Raw genomic sequence first — 21,904 nt, forward strand, 5'->3', positions numbered from 1 at the left:
CTGAAATGAAGATCCACGCGCCGCACACAAGGGCTCACTCATCCACGAGTGGGCCCTTGTGCGATCATCGCCCTGCTGTCGGACGTTGTGTTGACTGACCGTTACGTCCTCTATGCCGGAGTGCAAAGGCCGTGGCGACATTTCCCTCAGAACAGCGGCCAGGGAACTGCCGGCATCCCACCGCTCGGAGCCGGAAACCGCGCCGCCCGGCGCAACCGGGTGCAGCGCGCGGCGAGTGCAGCGATTTCTTCTTCGGTGAGCAGGTCCGCCAGGCTGCGGCCCAGCTCACCGTGCAGTCCTTCGCTGACCCGCTCGATGCCGTCGAGTTCCTCGGCGGTCAATGCATCTCCCAGCCACCCCCACAGCACCGTGCGCAGCTTGTGGTCGCTGTGAAAGGTGAGCCCGTGGTCCACGCCGTGCCGGTGTCCGTCGGTCATCGCGAGGATATGGGCGCCCTTGCGGTCGGCGTTGTTGACGACGATGTCGAACACCGCCATGCGCCTGAGCGCCGGCGAGTCTTCGTGAACGAGGGCGACCATCCGTCCGTCCTGATCCTGGCCCTCGAGAACGGGCTTCCACCCGGTCTCGGGCACCTTGTCTGTCGCGACTAGGTCCACGGCGTTCTGGGCGGGATCCTGTTCCTGCCAGAGCTGCACCATTCCTTCGCCGAGCGGACCGTCGCGCAGCCAGGTCTTCGGCACGACGTTCCAGCCGGCCACCTGGGAGACGAGGTAAGCGGCGACCTCCCGCTGAGCCAGGGTGCCGTCGGGAAAGTCCCACAACGGGCTCTCGCCCGCTATCGGCTTATAGACGACCGCGATTCCGGCGATGCTGCCCAGGAAGGTGGCATTCGACGCCGTCGTGATGCGGCCGGTCAGTGTCAGGTCGGCGGCCGCCAGGTCGGGTGCCGGCATCAGTCCTCGGGAAGGGTGCAGGTATGCCCGTCGGCGTCCATCGGGTAGCCGCAGAGCGGGCAGATCGGACGCCCGGCACCCACGACCTCGCGGGTGCGCTTGGCGAACGCGCGGGCCGTGCCGACCGGCATCCGCACCCGTAGCACTTCGGAGCCGTCAGCGTCGTCGTCATCGAGGGTTTCGGCCTCGTCATCGGCTTCGAGGTCGGCCAGAGGGTAGGCCTCGACGACGATCTGCGCCGTCGTCGGGTCCCAGCCCAGGCTCATCGCGCCGGTCCGGAACTGCTCCTCAACGGCGTCGAGCTGGTCATTGTCGACAAGTTCGATCGGAGTACTCGTGGGAACGCTGAAAGGGTTGCCGTCGAGTGTGCTGAGCTGATCGAGGATTTCGTCGATCTTCTCCGCGAGCTGCGCGGACTGCTGCTTCTCCAGGGCGATACTCACGATCTGCTTCCCGGTGCGCGCCTGCAGGTAGAACGTTCGTTCCCCCGGAGCGCCGATGGTGCCGATGACGACCCGGTCAGGCCAGGGGAACTCGTGAACGATTGTAGGCATAGGACTATTTTAGGCTGAGGAAGCCGGTGGCGCCGTGTGCCCTGCGCCACCGCCCACCGGCGCATCGCCGGAGGGGGCGCTGTTCGCCAGCCAGGACAGATCTCCGGCGTCGGTGTTGGTGGCGTGGACGTTCGGCCGGCTCGTGCCATAGCGCACGATCGACACCGAGGCCGGACCGACCGTGATGCGCTGGAACAGGTCGAGGTGCACGCCGAGCGCGTCCGCAAGGATCGACTTGATGATGTCGCCGTGGCTCACCGCCACCCACACGGCTCCCGGCCCGTGCTCGGCTTCGAAGGCTGCATCGTGGCGTCGAATCGCTGCCACCGACCGGGCCTGCATCGCGGCCATGGACTCGCCGCCGGGAAAGGTGACGGCGGACGGTTGCGACTGCACCACCGACCACAGATCCTCCGTCGCGAGCTCACTGAGCATACGGCCCTGCCACTGACCGTAGTCGCATTCCGTGAGGTCCGGATCGACTGGTGAGTGAGGGGTGCCGGCTTGGCGATCGAGGATGAACCGGGCGGTCTGCTGACACCGCTCGAGGGGGCTGGACACCACTCCGACGACCGGCACGGCCGCGAGCCGGTCACCGGTGAGGGCCGCCTGATCGCGCCCGGTCTGATCCAGCCCGACGCCGGCGGCCCGACCGGCCAGCAGTCCGGTGGCATTGGCTGTGGTGCGGCCGTGCCGCACGAGAAGAACTGTTGCCATCCACCCAGCCTAACCATCCACTCGACGGCCAGACTCCCAACGCGGGGGAGCGCTTCCGCAATTTTCCTGACGCTCACCTGCATCGCATGCTAGTTTGCCCGCATGAAGACCGTGGGGGGCTTTGGGCGTGCGCATACAACGGGGCCGCGCCGCAGGCCAACCTTGGCGCATCGGGCGGGGCTGCTCATGGCGGCGGCCACGCTGGCTCTCTTGACTGGTTGCGCCGCCGAGGAGCCACGCGAACCCACGTCCCACGCAACCTCGGCGGAGGACGCGACCAACCGCCAGAGTGCCTGCCTGCGCGACCGGGGTTGGGCGGTCTCCATCACCGACGACGGCGCGATCTCGGTCTCGTCTTCGTCCGTGTCCGAAGAGCAGTTGGACCTGTACCGGAGGGACGCCGAGGACTGCGGGGAAGGCCTGCTCCCGAACCCCGCAACGTTCGACGACGGGCAGTGGTCGGAAATGTACGCAGCCGTGATGGAATCAGCGGACTGCCTTGCAGAACAAGGATATGAAGCTCCCGACAGGCCCTCACTTCAGGCCTTCATCGACATGGACGGCGGCTGGAGCCCGTACTCGGAGATCGATACCTACGACTTTGAGAGACTCGAGAATCTCTGCCCGCAGGCAGAATACTGGGGCTAAAACCGTCCCGGAACGTGCTGACCGGGACACGCCCTGATACCTCACACCTGTGGTCCCGCAGCGCTCAATCTAGACCGGCGCGAAGGCCTGTTGTGATTTATCGGCAAGGTCCTGCCTGCTGCGGGAGGCCACAGCAGGACGACCTCCACGTCGCGGAGTGCGCTTTACGGTCTCGGACCGGGTGGCGTTGATGAAGGAGGAGCGGATGTCCTCGATGGAGAGGGGTTGCATGAAGAATCGCCTTTGTGGTGGAGGAGGATCGGGAACAATCGGCCTCTGCCGGCGTTGTGCGTGCGGATGTTGCAGACCCGGGCGGGAGATATTGTCGACGCGCTGGTCGGGATCAGCTCCGGGATCTGTCCACTGCGCACGGGGAGGCGGGCATCGGCCGGGGCGCACAGCAGACCCGAAGGGCCACCCCACTCACCATGGCCATACCGCCCCCGGAGGTCCTCAGCATGTTCATCATCCTTGTTCTTCGACGCTTCTGCGTGCCTATCTTCTCAGGTGCATCGCACCGACGGAGGAGTGCCGCGCATTATTGACCGAGGGGGTCGTAACTCGCCGTTCGGTACCGGTTCTCGTCGATGAGGCCGCTGCGGTGGGCGATGACGACAAGCTGGGATCGGTCGCGGGCGTCGAGTTTACGAAGAAGTCTGCTCACGTAGGTTCGGGCGGTCGCGGGACTGATGAACAGGCGTCCGGCTATTTCTGCGTTGTTCATTCCGTGGCCTATTTCTGCCAAGACTTCGATTTCCCGAGGGGCCAGGTGAGCGATGAGCTCGGAATCAGCGGCGGGGCGTGAGCTGGCGGCGGCTCGCATGAGCGTGGCGGTCACCTCCGGCGAGAGCACCGGCCGGCCCGCGGCTACCGTCCGGATGGCCTGGCGCAGCTCGGGGGGAGCTACGTCCTTGAGGAGGTAGCCGGCCGCACCGGCCCTCAGTGCCTCGATGACTGTTTGGTCTTCGGCGAATGTCGTCAGGACCAAGACAGGGATGGTGGCCAGGTGGGGATCCTGGGTGATGAGTTGCGTCGCGGTGATGCCATCGAGTCCAGGCATCCGGATATCCATGAGAACAACATCCGGTCGCGTCTCGCGGACTCGGGCCAGAGCGGCTCCGCCTTGGTCCGCTTCGCCGACGATCTTGATGTCGCCGTCGTGTTCGGCGAGGGCTATCAGGCCGCTGCGCAGCAGCGCCTCGTCCTCGGCGATAACGACCCTGATCATTTGTCGTCCCCCATCGGAAGCATGGCGTTGACGGTGAAGCCGGACGGACCTGCCTCGATCCTGACATCGCCGCCGAGCAGCGCCGCACGTTCCCGCATTCCTGCCAGGCCCCGGCCCTCAACGAGGGTCCGCGTGTCGGCGCCCACGCCATCGTCGAGGACCCGGAGATACAACGCATCATCTTTCACCCGGACAATCACTTTCACGGCTGTCGCCTGTGCGTGCCGGAGCACATTGGTGATCGCTTCCTGAACTATGCGGAAGGCTGTGCTTGCCGTGGATGCGGTGATGGCGGCGGCCCCAACATCGATCAGGAGGTCAACGGCAAGTCCGGCATCACGTGCTGCCTGTGCCGTGGTCGATATGCCGCTCAGGGTCAGCGGCGCGTGATCGGTTGTGTCGGGATCTGTCCGAAGCATGGCGATCGTGCGGCGCAGGTCTCCCAGCGATGATCCCGTGGCACTGACAACATTGTCGAGCGCGTGGACGGCTGCGTCGTCGTCCTTGCCCAGGGCTTGTTGTGCGACGCGGGCTTGTACGGAGACGAGCGACAGGGCATGCCCGATGGAGTCATGGACATCACGTGCGATCCGAAGGCGTTCGGCCTCGAGCTGCCGGGCAGTCCTTTCCTGCTGGTGCCGGCGCTCCAGACGCGCCATGCGTTCGTGCTGATCACGCAGGGAACGACGGCTGCTCACCGCCAACGCCAGCGCGATGGCGCACCCGATGAGAGCTGCGTTAGTGATGACGTCATAGGCAAGGACGGCGCTTGATTCGCCGTCGCTCGTTCGGAAGAACAGAGACACCGTCAGCAGCACTGCTCCTGCGAGGGCCGCTGTGAGGACCCGTCCGCGTTCGGCGGCGCTGTAGAAAGCACCAACGACGGGGAGGGCCATACCGATCGGCGGGTAGTCGATGGCGTAGTAGATGAACACTCCAAGGATGCTGAGGGCCAGGACACCCACGGGCAGTTCCCTGCGGAACAGCAGAAGCGCACCGAAGCAGGCCGCGAACAGGTAAGGACCGTAGCTCTGATCCGCGCTGGCACCAGAGCCGACGGCAAGAATGAGCGCGACCACCACAGCCTGTCCCACGGCGACCAGCACGGTGAGAACCCAGGCCGGCACCTCATCGGCGTGCGCAACTGTCTCCGCGGACATGATCCACTCCTGATGTCGGTGTCCAGTCCTTCAATGGTGGCACCGCAGCACCCCCGCGGGTGTACATCCAAAAGCGACAACCGAACATCGCTTTGTGACGCAGCTCCCCGCAGCAAGTGACGAGCTTGAGCTGACACGCCAAGATCCGGTCCGGAAATAGCGTGGAAGCCATGAAATCATCATCGACACTCCAAAGCCTTCACTGGCCGCTGATCCTCGGCCTGACCGCCCTGGCGCTGATCCGCCCGCTGTTCTCCATCGTGGGATTGAGCGATGCCCTCGGCAAACCGGCAACTCCATTGATCCTTACCGCGGCCATCACCGCGGCCTGGGTCCTCATCGTGGGCCTCAGCCGTGTGCCTCACCCGGTCCTCACCCTCGTAGCTGCCGGACTCACGTACGCGCTTGCTTCGATCGTGCTCAGCGCAGTGCTTTCCCCCATCCTCACCGGCGAGCTGCAGGGACCCCTCGCAATGCCGCTGGCCATCATTCCGCTGCTCATCACCAACGCACTCTGGGGCCTGATCACCGGCGGGCTGGCTCTCCTCCTCCAGCGGATGCGCGCGGGCCGCAGCCCGTCCCGGGCAGCCCGCTAATGGCCAAGCGCGAGGCGCCCGCAGTGTCGCGGCGTACCGCCCTCAAAGCAGGTGGCCTGACCGTAGCCGGCCTCACCCTTTCCAACCTCTTCGCCGGCTGCACCATCGACAGCGGTGGTTCGAACAACAGTATCGAAGGCAGCGCCGGCCGCCTGTTGAAAAGCCGGCTCACACTACCTGCTGCTTTCCGCGCCCGTCTGCCGGTGCCGCCCGTCCTCGAACCGGTGAGCGTTGATGGCACAGCGGACCACTACGAGATCACCCAGAAGGCCGGTCTCGCGTCGATCCTCCCCGGAGTTCTGACCGAGGTCTGGGGTTATGACGGACTGTTTCCCGGACCCACCATCGTCTCGCGGCGCGGCAGACGCACCATCGTCACACACCGCAACGAGCTCCCCGTTCCGGTGAGTGTCCATCTTCACGGCGGCAGGACCGCCCCGGAGCATGACGGATACCCGACCGATCTCATCCTGCCCGTCGTCGGCGGGGACCGACACTCCCACCACGAGGGCGCCACGACAGCCGGGAGCAGGGACTACATCTACGAAATGAACCAGCCCGCAGCCACGTTGTGGTACCACGATCATCGAATGGACTTCACCGGCCCCCAGGTCTACCGGGGGCTGGCCGGCTTCCATCTCATCCACGACGACGTCGAGGACGCGCTTGGGCTGCCCAGCGGCGACCGTGATGTCCCGCTGATGATCACCGACCGCGCGTTCGCTGCCGACGGCTCCTTCCTGTACCCCTCCGTCGACCCCTCATTGGAAGGAACCCCCGGCGTCACCGCGGACTATATGAGCGGGGTCCTAGGGGACTGCCTCCTCGTCAACGGTGCCCCGTGGCCGGTGCTGGAAGTCGCCGCCGTGAAATACCGCTTCCGGATCCTCAACGCCTCCAACGCCCGCCGCTACCGCCTCAGGCTCGACGGCGGACAACACTTCATCCAGGTCGGAAGCGACCTCGGGCTGATCGCCAGACCGATCGAGCACGAGGAAATCGACATTGCCCAGGCGGAGCGCTTCGACGTCATTGTGGACTTCTCCGGGCATGAAGTCGGTGACGAGATCACCATGACCAATGAGCGGGGTGCGGGCCGGACCGCCGACATCATGCGGTTCATTGTCACCCGGCGCGAAACGGACACCGGCGCCGTGCCTAACCGGCTCGTCGATCTCGAAACTCTCTCACCAGACGACGTCACCGTTGAGAGGGAGTTCGTCTTCGCGCGCGGTGGTGCCCGGGCCCATGGCATGACCCTGTGGACAGTGAACGGCAAGCCCTTCAGCCCCGACACCCTCATAGCGGAACCCAGGTTCGGTACGACGGAGAAATGGACGATCCGCGCCGCGAACGTCGAGCACCCTTTCCACATCCACCTCGCACCCTTCCAAGTCCTTGGCCGGAACGGCAACGACGATCCCGGCCGCTACAACCATGGATGGAAAGACACCGTCAATCTTGACAATGGCGGACGGGCCGAGCTCCTCATCCGGTTCGACGGCTACCGGGGCAGGTATGTTTTTCACTGCCACAATCTCGAACACGAAGACATGATGATGATGGCTAACTTCGAGGTGGTCTGACACTGATTCGATGGGGCGGTGCACTCTGGCGTGCGAGAAGCCTCCGTACGGGGGTTAGGGTGCCGGCAAATGATGAACCGGCATCTAGCGCCTCATCTCTGCGCGACGGGCTATAAACCCGCCTCGGCCTTGGAGCGCAGGATGCAGAACTCATTGCCTTCGGGGTCGGCAAGTACAACCCACCCCGTACCGGGTCCATCCTTGCCGCGGAGGTCGTCCACCGTCGTGGCCCCGTGAGCCAGCAGCGACTCCAGCTCCTGGTCGCGGGTGCGATCACGCGGCCGCAGGTCCAGATGAAGGCGATTCTTGCCGCATCGCCGCTTGGCCGCCGCGGCGTCCGGCACCTCGATGAATAACAGCCGATGACCGGTTGCTGGGTCTTGGATCATGCACTCCTCATCGCCGGCCTCGTTGGGATCACCCTCGATGTCGGTGTAGCCCAGCACCGGCTTCCACCAGTTCGAGAGAGCGAAGGCATCGGCGCAATCAATGGTCGTATGCGAAATGAAGGAGGTCATGCACCGAGTTTCCACCCCCGGCCATCGAAGTAACATCCTGACGCGCCGAGAATGTCTTCACGCTGCTTGGCTGGCTGGTTTTCCCTTCAAGGAATACGAGCGAGATCCCGTCGGATGTAGCGCAGGTGCGCCCACTCCTCCTCTAGGATCACGCGGATACAGTCGCCGACGCTGGGACGCCAGTCACCGCCGCCCCACGGGTCCGCGCGTTCCTCCGCGAGCAAATCCACCGTGGCCGTGGCCAGAAATTCTGTTACCTGCCGTTGTCGCTCTGCCCGAACCGCGAGGATCTCCTCGTACGCCGGCGGGTCCACGCGGAAGATCGACATGTCGAACCCCATCTCAGCTGCACCGGTAAAAATCTGCCCGATCTCGTGGAACGGCTGCTCCTTCTGCAGGATCCCGCCGCCGAGCCAGGCATCGGTAGCCAGAATGAGGTGCCGCAGGGTCTGCGCCAAGGACCACTCGTCGTCTATCCGGGCATCCACCAAGTCCGGCGGCGTATTCGTTACCGTGTGCTGCCACGCGGACTGGACTGCGTTCCACCCCTCGCGCAGTCCTTCGGGGGTCTGTGCCTTCTGCAGTTCGCGGCCCGGGAACTGCCGGTTCAGCTCGGCGTCCACGAGCGGCACCACGTCGACCCCGTTTATTAAGAGGCTGCCGAAGAATAGGTCGTGGCTGTCGATGTCGAGTCCGTCCACGTCGACGCCGCGCATCGACACACCGCTGACATCGGAGAATCGCAGAGTGGCGCCCTTGAAACTCGTCTTGACAAAGGTCGCCCCCTCAAACTCCTTCGTGCCGAAATAGGTCGTCATCGCCCCATTATCAGACAGAGCCACCTCAACCTCACACCCTTCCGGAGCGATCCGCATCGTGACAGGTAGCGGAAGTCCGCTCGGCCCACTATGCAACGCAACAATTCCACGGCTGTCCCGAACCGCCGCCGAACGATTCCCGGCACCCGGGCGTTGAACCACCACATGCTGGGGTAGACGGCTCGTTACCAAGGGGTGAACGACTGTTGAACGGGTAGGGTAGCGGCACTAGGCTTCGATCGGCCCGAAAACGGGTTGTTCGTTGAACGCCCGGGCAGCTGGAATGCGAGGTGTAACGATGTCTGACCGGATTCTTCACGTGACCCGACGGGTCGGCGTCGTCGTGGGCCGCATCGTTATCTACGTCCTGATCTGGGCCGGACTCGCGCTGCTCATCGCCTCCCTCGGCATCCGTATGTACTGGGGCGAGATTTCCGTCGGTCAGATGCTCCTGAACCTCGTATCCGTGGAAACTGACGGCGGGGGCGGGCCCATCGTGTGGACCGGAATCCTGGGAATCGGCGTCGTGCCCCTCCTCATCACCGTCGGGGTGGCGATGTGGCAGTCCCTCCGCCGCCGCAGACGCCGCCGCAACGGCGACGGTGACCGTCCTCGTCGCCGTCAGTGGATGATGCACACCGTCTCCACCGCTCTGGTGGCCGCCGTCGTCGTCGGCGGCACCACGGCCTTCGCCACCACGGTGGGCCTCGGGGACTACATCCGGGCGGCGAACTCCAAATACGACATCGGCGACTACTACGTGAAGCCGATCGTCACCAACAACGACGACAAGCGCAACCTGGTGGTGATCTACCTCGAGTCCGGCGAGGCCACCCTCGCCAACGACCGGCTCTTCGAGAAGGACGCGTTCGCTCCGCTGAAGGAGGCGACCAGGGCCTCGGACGGCTGGCAAAGCGTCGATGATTTCCAGCAGTACGAGGGTGGAGGCTGGACGATGTCGGGTCTCGTCGCGACGCAGTGCGGCGTTCCGCTGAAGGGCGTGGGCTCCGCCGCGGGCAATGACCTCGGCGGCGGTCTCGACACCTACCTGGGAGGGCTCACCTGCATGGGTGATGTCCTGGATGAGCACGGCTACACCAACGTCTTCCTGGGCGGCGCCAACGCCGCCTTCGCCGCGAAGGGCACCTTCCTCAGCAGCCATGGCTACTCCGAGCAGAAGGATCTCTCCGACTGGCGTGCCGCCGGCGAGCCGCAGAAGAACTTCCGCAGCGACTGGGGCCTGAGCGATGAACGCCTGATGGCCTATGCCAAGGAAGAGATCGACGGGTTGCACGCCGAAGCGGAGAGGACCGGTGAGCCGTTCAACCTCACGGTGCTGACGCTGGACACCCACGAGCCGGCGTACATCTTCGACTATTGCGACGTGGATACCCAGGAGGAGGTCACCTCGGTGTTCTCCTGCTCCATGACCCAGGTGGCCGGGTTCGTTGAGCATATGAAGGAGAAGGGCTACCTTGACGACACCGCCGTGGTGATCATGGGGGACCACCTCAAGCACATGGGCGCGAATGACGCCTTTCACGAGCAGCTGGACAACCATCCCAACCGCACCATCTTCAACCGGATCTGGATTCCGGGCGGGGACCCGGACGGCGCGCTGCGCCCCCGGATTGATCAGCTGAACCTTTACCCCACGCTTCTCGAAGCCGCCGGGCTGACCCTGCAGGATCGAGAAGCCGGGCTGGGCGTGTCCGCCTTCGCTCCGGCGGTGCCAAAGAGTTCAGCCCAGGCGATGAAGCCTGACGCCTATGGTGAACTGCTGGAGTCGCGTTCCCCGCTGTTCTATACGGAGGCCTGGGCCGGCAGGGACGCCCGGTAGCGCCTTCCCTGCCCGACGGCGAGGCACAGCCCCTCCGGCCGCGAAGCTCCGTCACGCGCGAACGCCGGCAGCCATCTGGATGCTCAGCTCCGCGTGGGTCTGGGCAGTACCTCGCTGTCCTCGTGCCCGGAAGGCAGCGCAGTGGCGCCGGAACGACCCGAGGAAATCTGCCGCTTGAGCAGCTCAAGCTCTTTCTTAAGCAGGTCGACGTCGGCGCGGTATCGATCGAAGGCAGCCGTCCGGCGCCGGGCCATCGCGAAGCCGATGCCGGCGGCGAGAATAGCAAGCGGGAATGACGCCAGGAGGGCCCAGCCGGACGCGGCAAGGAAGTCCAGCGCGACGGGAAGTGCCTGCTTGAAGGCGAGGAACTCGTTCACCCCGCCGACCACGTCGTCCAGGGCGGAATCCAGGGGGCCCAGATACTCACCCACAATGGGCGTCCCGGATAACGATGGGGCGCTCAGGGACGAATCCTCCTCTGAAGACCACCGCGGATCGTCGAAAGAATTCAGGACGTAGATTGCGGCACCCGCATTGAGGGCCGCGAAAAGGAGGACCGAAGCAAGCGCGGTCCAGTGAAGCTTGCGCGGACGCCAAAGCCCGACCGCGAGCGCGAAAACGATGGACGCGGCCCAGGGAAGGATGCGGAGGACGTCGTGGCTTACGCCTCCCAATGGATCCATGGTATTTCCCTGCCCCCGACAGTTGGGATCGATGCGCGATCCGGTCCGAATCGAGCCTATCCCAGTCGTGCCCGGGCAGGCGCAGATCCTGCCTGATCGTGCTCCCATGACTGCCGGCCGCGGCACCGGCAGGATCACCGCGGGGAACAGTGACGGCAGTCCTCGGTGAGGCTAGGATGCCCACCAAGGAGGTCGGTGCCGTGAACGGATACCCTGTCCGATGGAAGTCAATCTTCTCCTGGGCTGCCGTGGTTCTCTTCGGTGCGCTGTTGGCCGGGTGTGGTGCAGCAGGGGCCCGGGGACCGGGGGCGCATGATCCCGAGGCGCAGATGCGCCCTGAGCTGCTTGAAGTCTCGGCTTCCCCGGTAACCCAGGGACAGACAGTCCACGTGCGCTTCCCGGAGGGAACCGAGCGGGGCGTCGGCTGGGTCCTGGAGGAACAGGACGGCGACACGTGGCATGTCCGTTACTATCTGAGCGCCACGAGTGCCGGCTACGCCGGCTCAGGTTCCCCAACGTGGTGGTCCGCCGATGACGCCGAGAACAAGGCGTGGTCGGCCGTTGCCATCGCCGGACCCGGCCCGGACAGCCTCACCATCCCGGACAGCATCCGACCCGGACCGTATCGGCTGTGCACGGTCAACGACGTCCCGAACATCTGCACCACGCTCGACATTGCCGAACAGGACCAGGGCGCCAGCTAGCGTCCCAAATGCGCCATTCCAGGTGTCGACGCGGCCGGGCGACCTTCAGGCCCGTCGACGCTCGGACGCCTAGCACCTGCCCGGGGCCGCAGAGCTACAACGGCGAGCAGGGGTTCGCCGGCACGTAACACCAGCGGGGGACCCTTGCGCCGGGTGCTCCGCGGTGCCACCCTGAGGCTGACCTGAGAGGGTACGACAAGGGAGGCCAACGTGAACCCGACAGAACCCGATACCAGCCCCGAGACCGCGGCGCTGGGTGCCGCAGTGGACATGAAGCTGGAGGTGATCGTTATACCGGTTGCCGACGTCGACCGCGCCAAACAGTTCTACGACAGCCTGGGGTGGAGGCTCGACGGCGAACGCGTCGACGGGGACTTCCGTAGCCTTCAATACACACCCCCCGGCTCCGGATGCTCGGTCCAGTTCGGCAGGCAGGTCACCCTGGCCGAGCCGGGATCGGCCCAGGGCACGCACCTGATCGTCACCGACATCGAAGCAGCGCGCCGGGACCTCGTCTCCCGCGGTGTCGATGCCAGTGAGGTCTTCCACTGCGAGTCCGGCTACGCGTGCAGGTTCCCCGGCAACGACGAGCCCGTTCCGGGCCCCCACCCGGAGCGCGGCACGTACGGGTCATTCGTCTCGTTCAGTGATCCGGACGGAAACAGCTGGATCCTGCAGGAGATCACCCAGCGGTTCCCCGGCCGCGTCCAAGGCGGGACAGCGTTCGGCTCGCCCGCCGACCTCGCACAGGCACTCGAGCGCGCCGCCGCGGCCTATCAGGACCTCGAGAAGCGCAACACCCAGGAGGACCCTAACTGGGCGCAGTGGTACGCCTCGTACCTCGCACAGGAGCAGAGCGGCGAAAAACAGACGTCATAACATCGGGAGGGCCCCCGGGGGTGGTTACTGCCCACCTCCCTCGAGGTGGGCGACCGCGTCGTCGTACGCCTGTTCCGGAGTGCGGCCCTGGTCCCGCGAGACGATAAACGCTGCGTACCAGTCCGGCCATGCGTGTGGAGCGGCTTCCGCTTCGTACTTGCCGTGGTGTTCCTCGGCCTCATGGAGAAGTGAGGTCAGTGTCGACACGTCCATTGCTGGTCCTTCCCAAACGTTAGTCGCTGATGGTTAACGGGAGCCGCAGCGCGGGTCGCCGGGGGACCATTCTCCCGAATTGCGAAGGATCTTGGAAGAATATTTCAGGACGAGCACACCTCAGGGGGTGAGTTCGACGTCCTCGCCCCGGAGGCTGGCGCGGAACCCGTCGTCCCGGACCGCGACGTCGTGGAGCACGAGGCCCTCCGGCAGTCCCTCGATGTCGTGCTCAACGGTCACGAACCTACGCACCACGGCGGCGGTGGCATCGGAGAGGAAGTCCGGCCCGCCGATGTCGATCGAGCGCGGTTCGACAACCAGCCTGCCATCCTCAACATCGACGGTACCGGTCGCGGTGACGCGCAGTTCGCGGCCCAGGGCCTCGACCGTACGGACGACCGTGGCCTGGCCGCCGTCGGCGGCCCGGACCACCGACCCGCCGCCGAGCTCGTCGGCCAGCACCTCGAACGGCACCGTCGCGTCCACGGCGAGCCGGCCGGCGACAAGCCCCTCGGGGCCCGAGACGATGTCCTGGCCGACCGCGCGGACGTCGTGGAGCAACGATCCGGCCGTCACCACCGTCCCGGCGTCGAGGTCAAGGTCGGCGAGCCACACCTCGTCCTCACGCAGCCCGTCCGGTGGCAAGGCGCCCTGTGTGGGCGACGGCATCCGCTCCGCTTTGTCTGCGCTCGCCGGGTCGCTTGCCGCCCACCAAAGGACGACGAGCGCAACGCCCAGAACGAGGACCATCCCCACAGCACCGATCAGCCAGTCCTTCGCACGCTTCCACTCCATGAGGACAGTCTGATGGCTCACCGCCTGAGGAGCGATACCCCTGTTGGTCGGATACGCCGGAGGTCACCTTGTGTCCGGAGTTCGCGGTGCCCGCTCGGCCTGAATTAGCGGATGCCCTCCAGTGCCTGCAGAATGACGTCGGTGACGATCTGGGGCTGGGACACCATGATGACGTGCGAGCCTTCGGTCTCGGTGATCGTCGCTTGAGCCCGTTGCGCCATGGAACGCAGCACGTCGCTGCCGGCGGCCTTGTCTCCGGTCGGTACGACGGCCCAGGACGGCAGGGTCTTCCAGGCAGGCGTTCCCGTCGGCTCGCCGAAGGCAGCGGCGGCGACGGGGCGCTGCGTGGCGGCCATCACCGCTGCCTCCTTCACGGACACATCGGAGGCAAAGGCGTCATGGAACTTCGCAGGGTCAACCGTAAGCTCGACTGCCGTCTCGGAGTCCTGCCCCACGGGGTACTGAGTGGGGATCAGTGCCGTGTTGAGGACGCTGTCAGTGGAGCCGTTTTCGATGCCCTCCAGGGTTTCACCCTCGTCGGGGGCGAAGGCCGCGACGAAGACCAGCCCAACAACGTTGTCGGTCTGCGGGGACGCATTGGTGATGACCGCGCCGCCGTAGGAGTGCCCGACGGCGAGCACAGGTCCGGGGATCTGCCGGATGGCGCTGGCGGCGTACGCCGAGTCGTGGGAGATGCCGCGCAGCGGATTGCTGACGGCCTGTACGGGTACTCCGGCGTCCTGAAGCCGTTCGACGACGCCGTTCCAACTGGAACTGTCGGCGAACGCGCCGTGGATCAGGACCACTGTGGGGCCGGCGGCCGAATCGGGGGTGGACTGCGTCATGTTGTCTCCTTTGAATGAGGACGGCTGCCTTCGCCTGTGCTGAGGCTGTAACCGGTCCAGGGATTGATGAGCCCCCGAGTTCAATGGTGGCCGGGGAATGTAAAGACGCGCTCAAGCAGGCGTCAATGTTTGAGGACTGCAGATGAACTGCAGGGGCACCGGGCGGGCCGGTCCCTTCACCCCTCCAACGTGATCTCCGCGTGGGCGGCCTGCGTGGGCGGCAGGGGGCGGCTCGTAACGGTGGTGTCCTACCGGACGCCTAGATCCATTCGTGCAGCCGCAGCGGCGGGTTTCCCCCGCCCGGGCGACGCACCAGCACCTGGTTGACGCCGTTCAGTCCCCGCTCGAAGCCGAGCGCGCTCGCCGCCATGTACAACCGCCACACCCGGGCCCGCCCCTCGCTCGTTAGCCGTACCGCCTCGTCCCAGTTCTGCTCGAGGTTGCGCACCCAGGCGCGCAGCGTCAGTCCGTAGTGCAGGCGCAGCGCTTCGACGTCGAGCACTTCGAGGCCGGCCGACTCGAGCGCCCCGAGCATGACGGTGAGGCTGAGCATTTCGCCGTCGGGAAAGACGTAGCGGGGGATAAACGAGTCGGGATCAGGCGGCATGTCGCCGGCGTTCCATGAAATCGCGTGGTTGAGCAGGCGCCCGCCGGGACACAGTAGGCCAAAGAGGTGGGACGCGTAGTTCACGATCTGCTCCCGGCCGACATGTTCGGCCATGCCGATCGAGCTGATGGCGTCAAACGGACCATCGGTGACGTCGCGGTAGTCCTGGACCCGGATATCGACGCGGTCGGCGAGCCCGGCATCGGCGGCCCGCTTCCGCCCGAGGGCCGCCTGCTCCTTGGAGAGCGTGACGCCGACGACGTCGACTCCGTAGTTCTGGGCGGCGTGCAGCGCGAAGCTGCCCCAGCCGCAGCCCACGTCGAGCACGCGCATGCCGGGCCGAAGGTCGAGTTTTCGGCAAACCAGGTCGAGCTTCGCCTCCTGTGCCGCATCCAGGCCGGTGTTTTCGTCCTTCCAGACCCCGCAGGAGTAGACCATTGACGGGCCGAGCACCAAGGCATAGAAGTCATTGCCGACGTCGTAGTGCGAGGAAATCGCTGCTGCGTCACGCTTCTTGGAGTGTTGTCTTCCAAACCGCGTGACGTTCACTTCCTCCGGCGGCGGCGCAGGCGGAAGCCCAAGCGCACCTACGCGGACCGCGGTGCGGAGCAGCGCGGAACGTTCGCCCAGGGTGGGAGGGCGAAACGCCTTCAGTTCGGCAAATTTGCCCACCGAGCTGAGCGCGGAGAAGCTCTCGAAGAGGTCGCCGGGCCCGTCGATATCGCCGGCCACATATGCACGGCTCAAGCCGAGCTGGTTCGGCGACCACAGCATTCGCCGAAGCCCCCGCCGGGAGCGGAACTCGATCACGGGCGCTCCGGAGGGTCCGGCCTCCGAACCGTCCCACGCCCGGAGCCTCAGCGGAATCTCCTGGGTGCCGAGCACGATCCCCAGGGCTTCGGCCAGGCGGGGTGCCACTCCGGTCCTCTTCGTCATGCCCCCTGTCTACTACGACTCGTCCGGGGGAGCCAGAGGCAGTTCGGCGGCGGACATCCCGCACCCGGCCGGCGCTGGTCCCGCTAAAGGAGGCACAGTTAGGGTGGTCGCATGGACTTCGACTGGCTCCGCGCCACGTGCCTGTCCTTCCCTGGCGCCTACGAGGACTACCCCTTCGGCCCGGAGACCGCGGTGTTCCGGGTCAGGGTGCGGCAGCAGGACAGGAGGCCTGTCCCTGGGAAGATCTTCGCCTTGGTCGGCGTCGACGCCCGCCCGCTGTCCATTTCCTTGAAGTGCGATCCGGCTCTTGCCGTCCAGCTCCGCGCAGCGCACCCGGAGATCACCGGCGCCTGGCACCTGAATAAGAGGCACTGGAACGGAGTGAGGCTCGACGGGAGCCTGTCCGCCGGGACCGTGCACGACATGATCGAGGACTCCTACGACCTGATCGTCGCATCCCTGCCCGCAACGGCCCGGGAGGGACTGGGCTGGTCGACCGGCGCTCCCTGAAAAACGCCATGAGCCGTCCGGCGAACTTTCGCGGACGGCTCATGTAGCAGGACTCAGGCGGATTCTTCGCCCTTGTCGTCGACCTCCTCGACCCAAGCCGGCGGTTCGTCGCGGCCCTGCTCCTCGTCCTTCTCGGCGTCCTCCGGCGTCGCCTGCACGATGCCCTGCGCGTGGTGCGTGGGCGCGTAGATGGTGTAGAGGCGGAGGGGTTCGTCCCCGGTGTTCTCGACGTCGTGCCAGGTGCCGGCGGGCACCTGGATGCTCCAGCCGTCCCCGACGTCCTGCTGGAACGACAGGTCGTCCTTCGAGGGCCCCATCTTCACCCGCCCCTTCCCGGCGTCGATGCGCAGGAACTGGTCGGTGCCGTGATGCACCTCGAGGCCGATCGCACCTCCGGGCTCGATCGACATGAGGGTCACCTGCAGGTGCTTGCCGGTCCAGGCGACGCGGCGGTAGTCGGAGTTCGCCGTCGTCGCGCTCTCGATGTCAAAGGCGTTGGGCTTCGGGCCGTTGTCAGTGATGTCCATGTCCGCATTCTGTCCCATTCGCCCCGCGAACGCCAAGGCGCCCGGACCGATCACCGCCGATTCAGGAGCAGCGCGTAGCGTGACCGGGCGGTTTCGGTGCGTCAACTGGAAGGACCAGAACCTGCGGAGGCAAGGCGGTCAGGAGGACCGTGGAGCAAGCGCAGACCGGTTCCGCCCCTGGTAGAGGCGGCGGTAGCTGGAAGGCGTGGTGTTGAGCTCGCGCGTGAAGTGCAGGCGGAAATTGGCTGAGGTTCCCAAGCCCGTCCTGGCGGCAACAGCTTGCACGGTCAGGTCCGTCGTTTCGAGCAGACGGCATGCCTCGGCGATCCGCTGGCTGGTAAGCCAGCGCAGGGGTGGAGTTCCGGTCTCCTTCAGGAACTTCCGCGCGAAACTGCTTGGCGCCCAGCCTGCGTGGGCGGCCAGGTCGACGACGGTCAGCGGCTCGGCCAGATGCTGGAGTGCCCAGCCACACGTTTCGGCGAAATGGGTCAGGGGCGCAGCGACGGGGCGTTCGATGAACTGGGTCTGTCCGCCCTCCCGGTGAGGGGCCACGACCATCCGCCGCGCGATGCGGTTCGCGGCTTCGGCACCGTGGTCGGTTCGGACCAGGTGCAGGCACAGGTCGATGCCCGCCGCGACGCCGGCGCTGGTGCTCACATCGCCCTCGTCCGTATAGAGAACGCCCGCGTCGACGGCGACGGCCGGATAAAGGGTCTGCAGACGCTCTGCGTTCCGCCAGTGGGTGGTGGCGCGCCGTCCGTCAAGGAGACCGGCGGCCGCCAGTGCGAAAGCCCCCGTGCAGACGGACACCACCCGGGCGCCGTTCGCCGCAGCATCGCGGAGCGCCTGGGTGACCTCCGGGGGAGGGTCGGTGAGCGGGCTGAATCCGGGCACCACAATGGTGTCAGCCGATCGAAGGGCGTCCAGCCCTTCCGCGGCGTGGATGGCGTAGCCGGTGGTCGTGTGCACCAGGCCCGGTTCGGCCGCGCACACCGCAAAGGAATAGCGCTGCCGCTCGTCCTCGTGGCCGAAAACCTGCGCGGGAATGGCCAGATCAAAGGCCACGACATCCGGCAGGGCCAGGGCAACGACACTGTGCATGGGGCCACTGTACCCACGGAGGACCGCCCGGGATCCAAGGTTGCAGGATCCTTTTCATAATGGTCATTTTCACCCCTCCCGTTGGCTGCTCCCGCTTGGCAGTCTTGTCCCATGTTCGACTCTCCCAGCCTGCAATCCCCGCCCAAGCATCAACTCGGCGGGATCGCTGCCGGCTCGGCGGGAACCGGGGTCCTCGCCGCACTGCTGCTGGCCGCCGCCCCGTTTGTGCCGGCAACCGAGGCCGGCGTGACCGGAGCCATTCTGGTCGGGCTTGCGCTGGGCTGGGGGATACTGGCCGTGCTCTCGGTAAGGTTCACCGATCAACCACAGATCTGGGCGTTTGCTCCGGCACTCTTCCTGGGAATGGGGGGCTTCCTTTTACTGGCGTTCGGTTCCCCTGCGCACGAGGCGCTCGCCTGGGTCTGGCCCCCCGCACTCCTGATCCTGGCTCTCTGGATGATCGTCAAGGCCAGCCAGCGGCTTCGAAGCCGCGGCGCCCGGCTTTTGCTCTACCCCGGCATCGCGGTGCTGGTGCTGGCATCGTTGGGCGCCGGCCACGAGACCGTGCGTGGAGCCGTTGATGCGCAGGCCCGTCCGGTGCAGGGTGAACTGATCGACGTCGGCGGACACCGCCTGTACCTGAACTGCACCGGCGCGGGCAGCCCGACCGTCGTCCTCGAACCGGGTGCCGGCCTCAGCTCCTCGGACCTTCGATGGATGACGCCGGTCGTTGCCCGGAACACCCGGGTGTGCGTCTACGACCGGGCCGGCCGCGGCTGGAGCGATTCGGCGACGACTCCCCAGGACGGCGGGCAGGTCGTGGCCGATCTCCACACGCTGCTCCAGCGCGGAAAGGTTCCGGGACCGTACGTGCTGGCGGGGCATTCGTTCGGCGGCCTCTACGCCCTCACCTTCGCTGCCCGTTATCCCGAGGAGGTCGCCGGACTGGTCCTCGTGGACTCGACCGCGCCGGCAGCGGGCCGGGAACTGGAACCCGCACAGCCCGCCGCCGCGGACCCGGATGACACGATAAATCGGATTTCCGCGCTGGTGGCGGGGGCTGCGCGCCTTGGCCTCGGCCGGTTGGTCGGGGTGGCCGAACCCAGCCACCTGCGGAGCACGGTGGAGGAGTACCTCCACGCGGGGGCCTCGGTGCGGAAGGCTGCGGCCCTTGAGACCTTCACGAACAGGCCGCTGGCGGTCCTGACAGCAGGCACCGGAACCGAGCCCGGCTGGGCCGCGTCGCAGGAGGCTCTCGCCTCGCTGTCGACCAACAGCCTGCATCGGGTCATCGACGGGGCCACCCATGCGTCGCTGGTCACCGACCGGGAGGACGCGGCGGCGACCGCCCGGGGGATTCTCGACGTCGTCTCTGCCGTGCGGACCGGAAGCCCCATGGATTCCGGGCGCTCGGCGGAGAGTGAGCGATAAGCTCAGAGAGCCAATGAGCTTCCGCAGCCCGTCGGGCGCGGGGCGGTAATCGGCGACCACGGCGTCCGTGGGCTACCGTGCGATGGCGCCGAGGATCTCCTCGTTGGAGAGCCTGCGTTCTCCAACGTAGAACAGGACAGCGCTTTCGGGCAGCCGCGTCTCCCAGCCGGGGTTGATGATGGCGCCCTCGTGCTGCACGGCGAGCACGGTGGCGGTGAAGCTGCGTCCGAGGGCTTCCTGGATCTGTCCGAAGTTCACCGGCGGCAGCGCATCGGGCAGCCGCGTGCTGTAGGTGTTGCGGCCGCCGTGGCTCATGAGGTCGGCGTACACGACGGCGATCCCGGGATCTTCGAGCTCCTCGGTGGCGAGGCGGGGCGAGTGCCACTGGACGCAGCGCACGTTGTCGTCGACGTAGGAGAAGTTGCGGGCCCGGCCCATATCGCGCAGCGTCACGACCGTGTGCGCGGTGGGGTTCACATGCGTGACGGCGACGGTGACTGCGAGCGCTTCATTATCGTCGCGGGCGTCGATGAGCACGCGCGCGGCCCGGTGCACCCCGGCGCGCCGCAGCACGCCTTCATCGGCGAGGTCACCGCGGACGAAACCGAGATCGGCCTGCTCTGGCATGGGATTCTGCCCAACGTCCTCCGCGGCGCACAGGACAACCGAATGGGCATCGTCAGCGGTGATTTCCTGGATCAGCCGTTCGGTGCGTCCGGGCGTGTAGCCCACGATCACGAGGTGGTCCGAGAGCTCCACAGCCCGGTTGCCCTTCATGCGTTGTCCTTTTGCATTCTCGATCGCCACGGCGATCCTGGTGAACAAGGTGGTCAGGGTGACGATGCCGCCGACAATGACGTAAATCCCGACGAGGCGGCCGCCGACCGTGGTCGGGAAGAAATCTCCGTATCCCACCGTGGCGGCGGTGACCAGGAACCACCACCAGTAACTCTCAGCGGAGGTGATGGAGTTGCTCGACGGCTCGGCCCAGACCATAAGGGGCCAGCTGGTGAGGAAGACCGCGGCGATGATGAAGGCCGGCAGGATCCAGATACGTGCACGCCCGAGCTGGCGGATCAGGCGGAACAGTACAAATGGCACCTCTGCGTTCCTTTCCGAGTCGCGGGACAATGTCGCTGCACAATACCGTCTGACCCTACCCTCCAATCTCCGTCCGGCCCGCTGCCCTTCAGCCAGCGCCTCCGCGGAGTACGTCCACGTGGACGTGGTCGAGGTGGCGCAGGATCTCGTTGCCGGGATCGGGTGCGTCGTAGTCGTGCCACCGGCCTCGGGGAAGATGTGCGCTCCAGAACTGGTCGTCGAAGATGACGTACTGGATCTCGAGGTCCTCCGCATGGGCGACGAGCCAATGCGCGAGTATCCACCCCTGGCGCCGGTTCTCCTCGCTCACCGGGCGGAAGAAGACGTCGATGGCGCGCCCGTCGTAGTGAGTCGATTCCGCCCCGTGCCCCCGGTCGACACCGCCCGGAAGGAATCCACCCAGGCTCTGCTCACCGAACACCTCGGTCATCGCCGTCCGCACCCGCTCGGCGCGCGGCGTCAGGCCGGCGGCAGTCAGTTGCTGTTCCGGCAGGCCATCGGCGGCGGAGCCCCGGCAGCTCAGACTTGGACCGGCATCCTCGGACGGCCCCTCGGCCAGCCGCTGCAGCACCGCTTCGTCCATCCCCGAGGTGTCCGGGGCCTCAGCCCCGCGCGCCCGGAGTGCCACCGCAGTCGTCGCCAGCCGCGCCTCCTCCCGGTTGAGCCCGATCCCTCCCTCCGGAGTCTGCACATTGCACTCCGGGCCCGCGAGCGGCGAGCCGTCCCCGTTGCGCAGACCGCTGAGCAGACCGGGCCCGAGAAGGACCAGCACGGACAGCAGGATCCCGAGCAGGAGCAGGCCCACTATCGGCCGCGTGCGGCGGCGGAGGGGTTTGCTGGTGTTCACGGCTGTGTCCGCCCGCGAACCGGATTGCAACCTCGTGCACCGCCCAGATCTCGGTGACTTCTCCGCTTGTCCGGGGCAGCTCGCGTACCAGCCTGCCTACCCGGGAATGCCGGCCGGTCCGACGAGAGTCTCACCTCCCTCGGGCG

25 protein-coding genes are annotated in these 21,904 nt (G+C 66.3%); 8 read left to right on the forward strand and 17 right to left on the reverse strand.

The genetic code is table 11. The features are described 5' to 3' along the window. Positions 1-146 precede the first annotated feature (146 nt). From GVV86_RS10590 to GVV86_RS10600, 3 genes are read right to left on the reverse strand one after another with little or no spacing between them, the layout of a single operon-like run. A complete protein-coding gene (locus GVV86_RS10590; protein WP_159802773.1) occupies positions 147-914 on the reverse strand; it encodes an SCO1664 family protein in 768 nt (255 codons plus the stop codon). Further along, positions 914-1,468: a DUF3090 domain-containing protein gene (locus GVV86_RS10595; protein WP_159802774.1), complete on the reverse strand. Its 555-nt coding sequence runs from the start codon at positions 1,466-1,468 to the stop codon at positions 914-916. The genes GVV86_RS10590 and GVV86_RS10595 overlap by 1 nt, the downstream gene beginning before the upstream one ends. A gap of 9 nt (positions 1,469-1,477) precedes the next feature. Next, the gene (locus GVV86_RS10600) at positions 1,478-2,185 is read right to left on the reverse strand and encodes an MSMEG_4193 family putative phosphomutase (RefSeq protein ID WP_159802775.1); all 708 of its coding nucleotides are present in this window, start codon (positions 2,183-2,185) and stop codon (positions 1,478-1,480) included. Positions 2,186-2,371: 186 nt separating this feature from the next. Between GVV86_RS10600 and GVV86_RS10605 the strand changes: the two genes are divergently transcribed. After that, positions 2,372-2,833 (forward strand): hypothetical protein, encoded by a 462-nt coding sequence (locus GVV86_RS10605; RefSeq protein ID WP_159802776.1) that lies wholly within the window; start codon positions 2,372-2,374, stop codon positions 2,831-2,833. Positions 2,834-2,902: 69 nt separating this feature from the next. On the opposite strand, the gene GVV86_RS10610 is transcribed toward GVV86_RS10605, so the two are convergent. The 3 genes from GVV86_RS10610 to GVV86_RS10620 all read right to left on the reverse strand — a co-directional run bounded on the left by GVV86_RS10610 (position 2,903) and on the right by GVV86_RS10620 (position 5,221). Further along, positions 2,903-3,064, reverse strand: a complete 162-nt coding sequence (locus tag GVV86_RS10610; RefSeq protein ID WP_159802777.1) for a hypothetical protein — start codon at positions 3,062-3,064, stop codon at positions 2,903-2,905. A gap of 307 nt (positions 3,065-3,371) precedes the next feature. After that, a complete protein-coding gene (locus GVV86_RS10615; RefSeq protein WP_159802778.1) occupies positions 3,372-4,061 on the reverse strand; it encodes a response regulator transcription factor in 690 nt (229 codons plus the stop codon). Continuing rightward, on the reverse strand, positions 4,058-5,221 hold the full coding sequence (locus GVV86_RS10620; protein ID WP_159802779.1) for a sensor histidine kinase: 1,164 nt from the start codon (positions 5,219-5,221) through the stop codon (positions 4,058-4,060). The genes GVV86_RS10615 and GVV86_RS10620 overlap by 4 nt, the downstream gene beginning before the upstream one ends. Positions 5,222-5,391: 170 nt before the next feature. On the opposite strand from GVV86_RS10620, the gene GVV86_RS10625 reads away from it, so the two are divergent. Both GVV86_RS10625 and GVV86_RS10630 read left to right on the forward strand, forming a co-directional pair. After that, a complete protein-coding gene (locus tag GVV86_RS10625) occupies positions 5,392-5,817 on the forward strand; it encodes a hypothetical protein (protein ID WP_159802780.1) in 426 nt (141 codons plus the stop codon). A gap of 23 nt (positions 5,818-5,840) precedes the next feature. Beyond that, positions 5,841-7,403: a multicopper oxidase family protein gene (locus GVV86_RS10630; RefSeq protein WP_201291433.1), complete on the forward strand. Its 1,563-nt coding sequence runs from the start codon at positions 5,841-5,843 to the stop codon at positions 7,401-7,403. 110 nt (positions 7,404-7,513) lie between these two features. Here GVV86_RS10630 and GVV86_RS10635 read toward each other — a convergent pair whose 3' ends face one another. Together GVV86_RS10635 and GVV86_RS10640 are read right to left on the reverse strand one after the other, a co-directional pair. Then, positions 7,514-7,921 (reverse strand): VOC family protein, encoded by a 408-nt coding sequence (locus GVV86_RS10635; protein WP_159802782.1) that lies wholly within the window; start codon positions 7,919-7,921, stop codon positions 7,514-7,516. Positions 7,922-8,007: 86 nt separating this feature from the next. Further along, the gene (locus GVV86_RS10640; protein ID WP_159802783.1) at positions 8,008-8,739 is read right to left on the reverse strand and encodes a DinB family protein; all 732 of its coding nucleotides are present in this window, start codon (positions 8,737-8,739) and stop codon (positions 8,008-8,010) included. Between the two features lie 298 nt (positions 8,740-9,037). On the opposite strand from GVV86_RS10640, the gene GVV86_RS10645 reads away from it, so the two are divergent. Next, on the forward strand, positions 9,038-10,579 hold the full coding sequence (locus tag GVV86_RS10645) for an LTA synthase family protein (protein ID WP_159802784.1): 1,542 nt from the start codon (positions 9,038-9,040) through the stop codon (positions 10,577-10,579). Between the two features lie 83 nt (positions 10,580-10,662). Here the strand turns inward: GVV86_RS10645 and GVV86_RS10650 are convergent, their stop codons facing one another. Beyond that, complete coding sequence (locus GVV86_RS10650; protein ID WP_159802785.1) at positions 10,663-11,262, reverse strand: hypothetical protein; 600 nt, start codon at positions 11,260-11,262, stop codon at positions 10,663-10,665. Positions 11,263-11,462: 200 nt separating this feature from the next. Here GVV86_RS10650 and GVV86_RS10655 point away from each other — a divergent pair, with 200 nt between their 5' ends. After that, positions 11,463-11,966, forward strand: coding sequence for a hypothetical protein (locus GVV86_RS10655; protein WP_159802786.1), 504 nt, complete (start codon positions 11,463-11,465; stop codon positions 11,964-11,966). A 210-nt stretch (positions 11,967-12,176) separates the two neighbouring features. Further along, positions 12,177-12,845 (forward strand): VOC family protein, encoded by a 669-nt coding sequence (locus GVV86_RS18910; RefSeq protein WP_343206291.1) that lies wholly within the window; start codon positions 12,177-12,179, stop codon positions 12,843-12,845. Positions 12,846-12,869: 24 nt separating this feature from the next. On the opposite strand, the gene GVV86_RS10665 is transcribed toward GVV86_RS18910, so the two are convergent. The 4 genes from GVV86_RS10665 to GVV86_RS10680 form a co-directional block, all read right to left on the reverse strand. Beyond that, complete coding sequence (locus tag GVV86_RS10665; RefSeq protein WP_159619790.1) at positions 12,870-13,058, reverse strand: bleomycin resistance protein; 189 nt, start codon at positions 13,056-13,058, stop codon at positions 12,870-12,872. Between the two features lie 120 nt (positions 13,059-13,178). After that, positions 13,179-13,853: an LmeA family phospholipid-binding protein gene (locus tag GVV86_RS10670; RefSeq protein WP_159802787.1), complete on the reverse strand. Its 675-nt coding sequence runs from the start codon at positions 13,851-13,853 to the stop codon at positions 13,179-13,181. A 104-nt stretch (positions 13,854-13,957) separates the two neighbouring features. Next, a complete protein-coding gene (locus tag GVV86_RS10675) occupies positions 13,958-14,698 on the reverse strand; it encodes an alpha/beta fold hydrolase (protein ID WP_159802788.1) in 741 nt (246 codons plus the stop codon). Between the two features lie 259 nt (positions 14,699-14,957). Continuing rightward, positions 14,958-16,241, reverse strand: coding sequence for an SAM-dependent methyltransferase (locus tag GVV86_RS10680; RefSeq protein WP_159802789.1), 1,284 nt, complete (start codon positions 16,239-16,241; stop codon positions 14,958-14,960). A gap of 111 nt (positions 16,242-16,352) precedes the next feature. Here GVV86_RS10680 and GVV86_RS10685 point away from each other — a divergent pair, with 111 nt between their 5' ends. Further along, positions 16,353-16,751 (forward strand): MmcQ/YjbR family DNA-binding protein, encoded by a 399-nt coding sequence (locus GVV86_RS10685; protein WP_159619782.1) that lies wholly within the window; start codon positions 16,353-16,355, stop codon positions 16,749-16,751. A 53-nt stretch (positions 16,752-16,804) separates the two neighbouring features. Here the strand turns inward: GVV86_RS10685 and GVV86_RS10690 are convergent, their stop codons facing one another. Both GVV86_RS10690 and GVV86_RS10695 read right to left on the reverse strand, forming a co-directional pair. Continuing rightward, positions 16,805-17,278, reverse strand: a complete 474-nt coding sequence (locus tag GVV86_RS10690; RefSeq protein ID WP_159802790.1) for a cupin domain-containing protein — start codon at positions 17,276-17,278, stop codon at positions 16,805-16,807. A gap of 138 nt (positions 17,279-17,416) precedes the next feature. Next, positions 17,417-18,379 (reverse strand): GlxA family transcriptional regulator, encoded by a 963-nt coding sequence (locus tag GVV86_RS10695; protein ID WP_159802791.1) that lies wholly within the window; start codon positions 18,377-18,379, stop codon positions 17,417-17,419. Positions 18,380-18,490: 111 nt separating this feature from the next. On the opposite strand from GVV86_RS10695, the gene GVV86_RS10700 reads away from it, so the two are divergent. Beyond that, complete coding sequence (locus GVV86_RS10700; protein ID WP_159802792.1) at positions 18,491-19,810, forward strand: alpha/beta fold hydrolase; 1,320 nt, start codon at positions 18,491-18,493, stop codon at positions 19,808-19,810. 72 nt (positions 19,811-19,882) lie between these two features. Here the strand turns inward: GVV86_RS10700 and GVV86_RS10705 are convergent, their stop codons facing one another. After that, the gene (locus GVV86_RS10705) at positions 19,883-20,911 is read right to left on the reverse strand and encodes an ion channel (RefSeq protein WP_159802793.1); all 1,029 of its coding nucleotides are present in this window, start codon (positions 20,909-20,911) and stop codon (positions 19,883-19,885) included. A gap of 88 nt (positions 20,912-20,999) precedes the next feature. Further along, positions 21,000-21,758: a VldE C-terminal domain-containing protein gene (locus GVV86_RS10710; RefSeq protein ID WP_159802794.1), complete on the reverse strand. Its 759-nt coding sequence runs from the start codon at positions 21,756-21,758 to the stop codon at positions 21,000-21,002. Positions 21,759-21,904: the final 146 nt, after the last annotated feature.

It is taken from the genome of Arthrobacter zhaoguopingii (genome assembly GCF_009828595.1).
In the GTDB taxonomy this organism is placed as follows: domain Bacteria; phylum Actinomycetota; class Actinomycetes; order Actinomycetales; family Micrococcaceae; genus Arthrobacter_D; species Arthrobacter_D zhaoguopingii.

Excerpts from the sequence above, each read along its gene's own strand:
- GVV86_RS10690 (WP_159802790.1), bottom strand. The coding sequence starts at position 17,278 with ATGGACATCACTGACAACGGCCCGAAGCCCAACGCCTTTGACATCGAG.
- GVV86_RS10595 (WP_159802774.1), bottom strand. The coding sequence starts at position 1,468 with ATGCCTACAATCGTTCACGAGTTCCCCTGGCCTGACCGGGTCGTCATC.
- GVV86_RS10610 (WP_159802777.1), bottom strand. The coding sequence starts at position 3,064 with ATGCAACCCCTCTCCATCGAGGACATCCGCTCCTCCTTCATCAACGCC.
- GVV86_RS10590 (WP_159802773.1), bottom strand. The coding sequence starts at position 914 with ATGCCGGCACCCGACCTGGCGGCCGCCGACCTGACACTGACCGGCCGC.
- GVV86_RS10695 (WP_159802791.1), bottom strand. The coding sequence starts at position 18,379 with ATGCACAGTGTCGTTGCCCTGGCCCTGCCGGATGTCGTGGCCTTTGAT.
- GVV86_RS10665 (WP_159619790.1), bottom strand. The coding sequence starts at position 13,058 with ATGGACGTGTCGACACTGACCTCACTTCTCCATGAGGCCGAGGAACAC.
- GVV86_RS10700 (WP_159802792.1), top strand. The coding sequence starts at position 18,491 with ATGTTCGACTCTCCCAGCCTGCAATCCCCGCCCAAGCATCAACTCGGC.
- GVV86_RS10615 (WP_159802778.1), bottom strand. The coding sequence starts at position 4,061 with ATGATCAGGGTCGTTATCGCCGAGGACGAGGCGCTGCTGCGCAGCGGC.
- GVV86_RS10640 (WP_159802783.1), bottom strand. The coding sequence starts at position 8,739 with ATGACGACCTATTTCGGCACGAAGGAGTTTGAGGGGGCGACCTTTGTC.
- GVV86_RS10605 (WP_159802776.1), top strand. The coding sequence starts at position 2,372 with ATGGCGGCGGCCACGCTGGCTCTCTTGACTGGTTGCGCCGCCGAGGAG.
- GVV86_RS10670 (WP_159802787.1), bottom strand. The coding sequence starts at position 13,853 with ATGGAGTGGAAGCGTGCGAAGGACTGGCTGATCGGTGCTGTGGGGATG.
- GVV86_RS10600 (WP_159802775.1), bottom strand. The coding sequence starts at position 2,185 with ATGGCAACAGTTCTTCTCGTGCGGCACGGCCGCACCACAGCCAATGCC.
- GVV86_RS10685 (WP_159619782.1), top strand. The coding sequence starts at position 16,353 with ATGGACTTCGACTGGCTCCGCGCCACGTGCCTGTCCTTCCCTGGCGCC.
- GVV86_RS10625 (WP_159802780.1), top strand. The coding sequence starts at position 5,392 with ATGAAATCATCATCGACACTCCAAAGCCTTCACTGGCCGCTGATCCTC.
- GVV86_RS10680 (WP_159802789.1), bottom strand. The coding sequence starts at position 16,241 with ATGACGAAGAGGACCGGAGTGGCACCCCGCCTGGCCGAAGCCCTGGGG.
- GVV86_RS10635 (WP_159802782.1), bottom strand. The coding sequence starts at position 7,921 with ATGACCTCCTTCATTTCGCATACGACCATTGATTGCGCCGATGCCTTC.
- GVV86_RS10620 (WP_159802779.1), bottom strand. The coding sequence starts at position 5,221 with ATGTCCGCGGAGACAGTTGCGCACGCCGATGAGGTGCCGGCCTGGGTT.
- GVV86_RS10645 (WP_159802784.1), top strand. The coding sequence starts at position 9,038 with ATGTCTGACCGGATTCTTCACGTGACCCGACGGGTCGGCGTCGTCGTG.
- GVV86_RS10650 (WP_159802785.1), bottom strand. The coding sequence starts at position 11,262 with ATGGATCCATTGGGAGGCGTAAGCCACGACGTCCTCCGCATCCTTCCC.
- GVV86_RS10675 (WP_159802788.1), bottom strand. The coding sequence starts at position 14,698 with ATGACGCAGTCCACCCCCGATTCGGCCGCCGGCCCCACAGTGGTCCTG.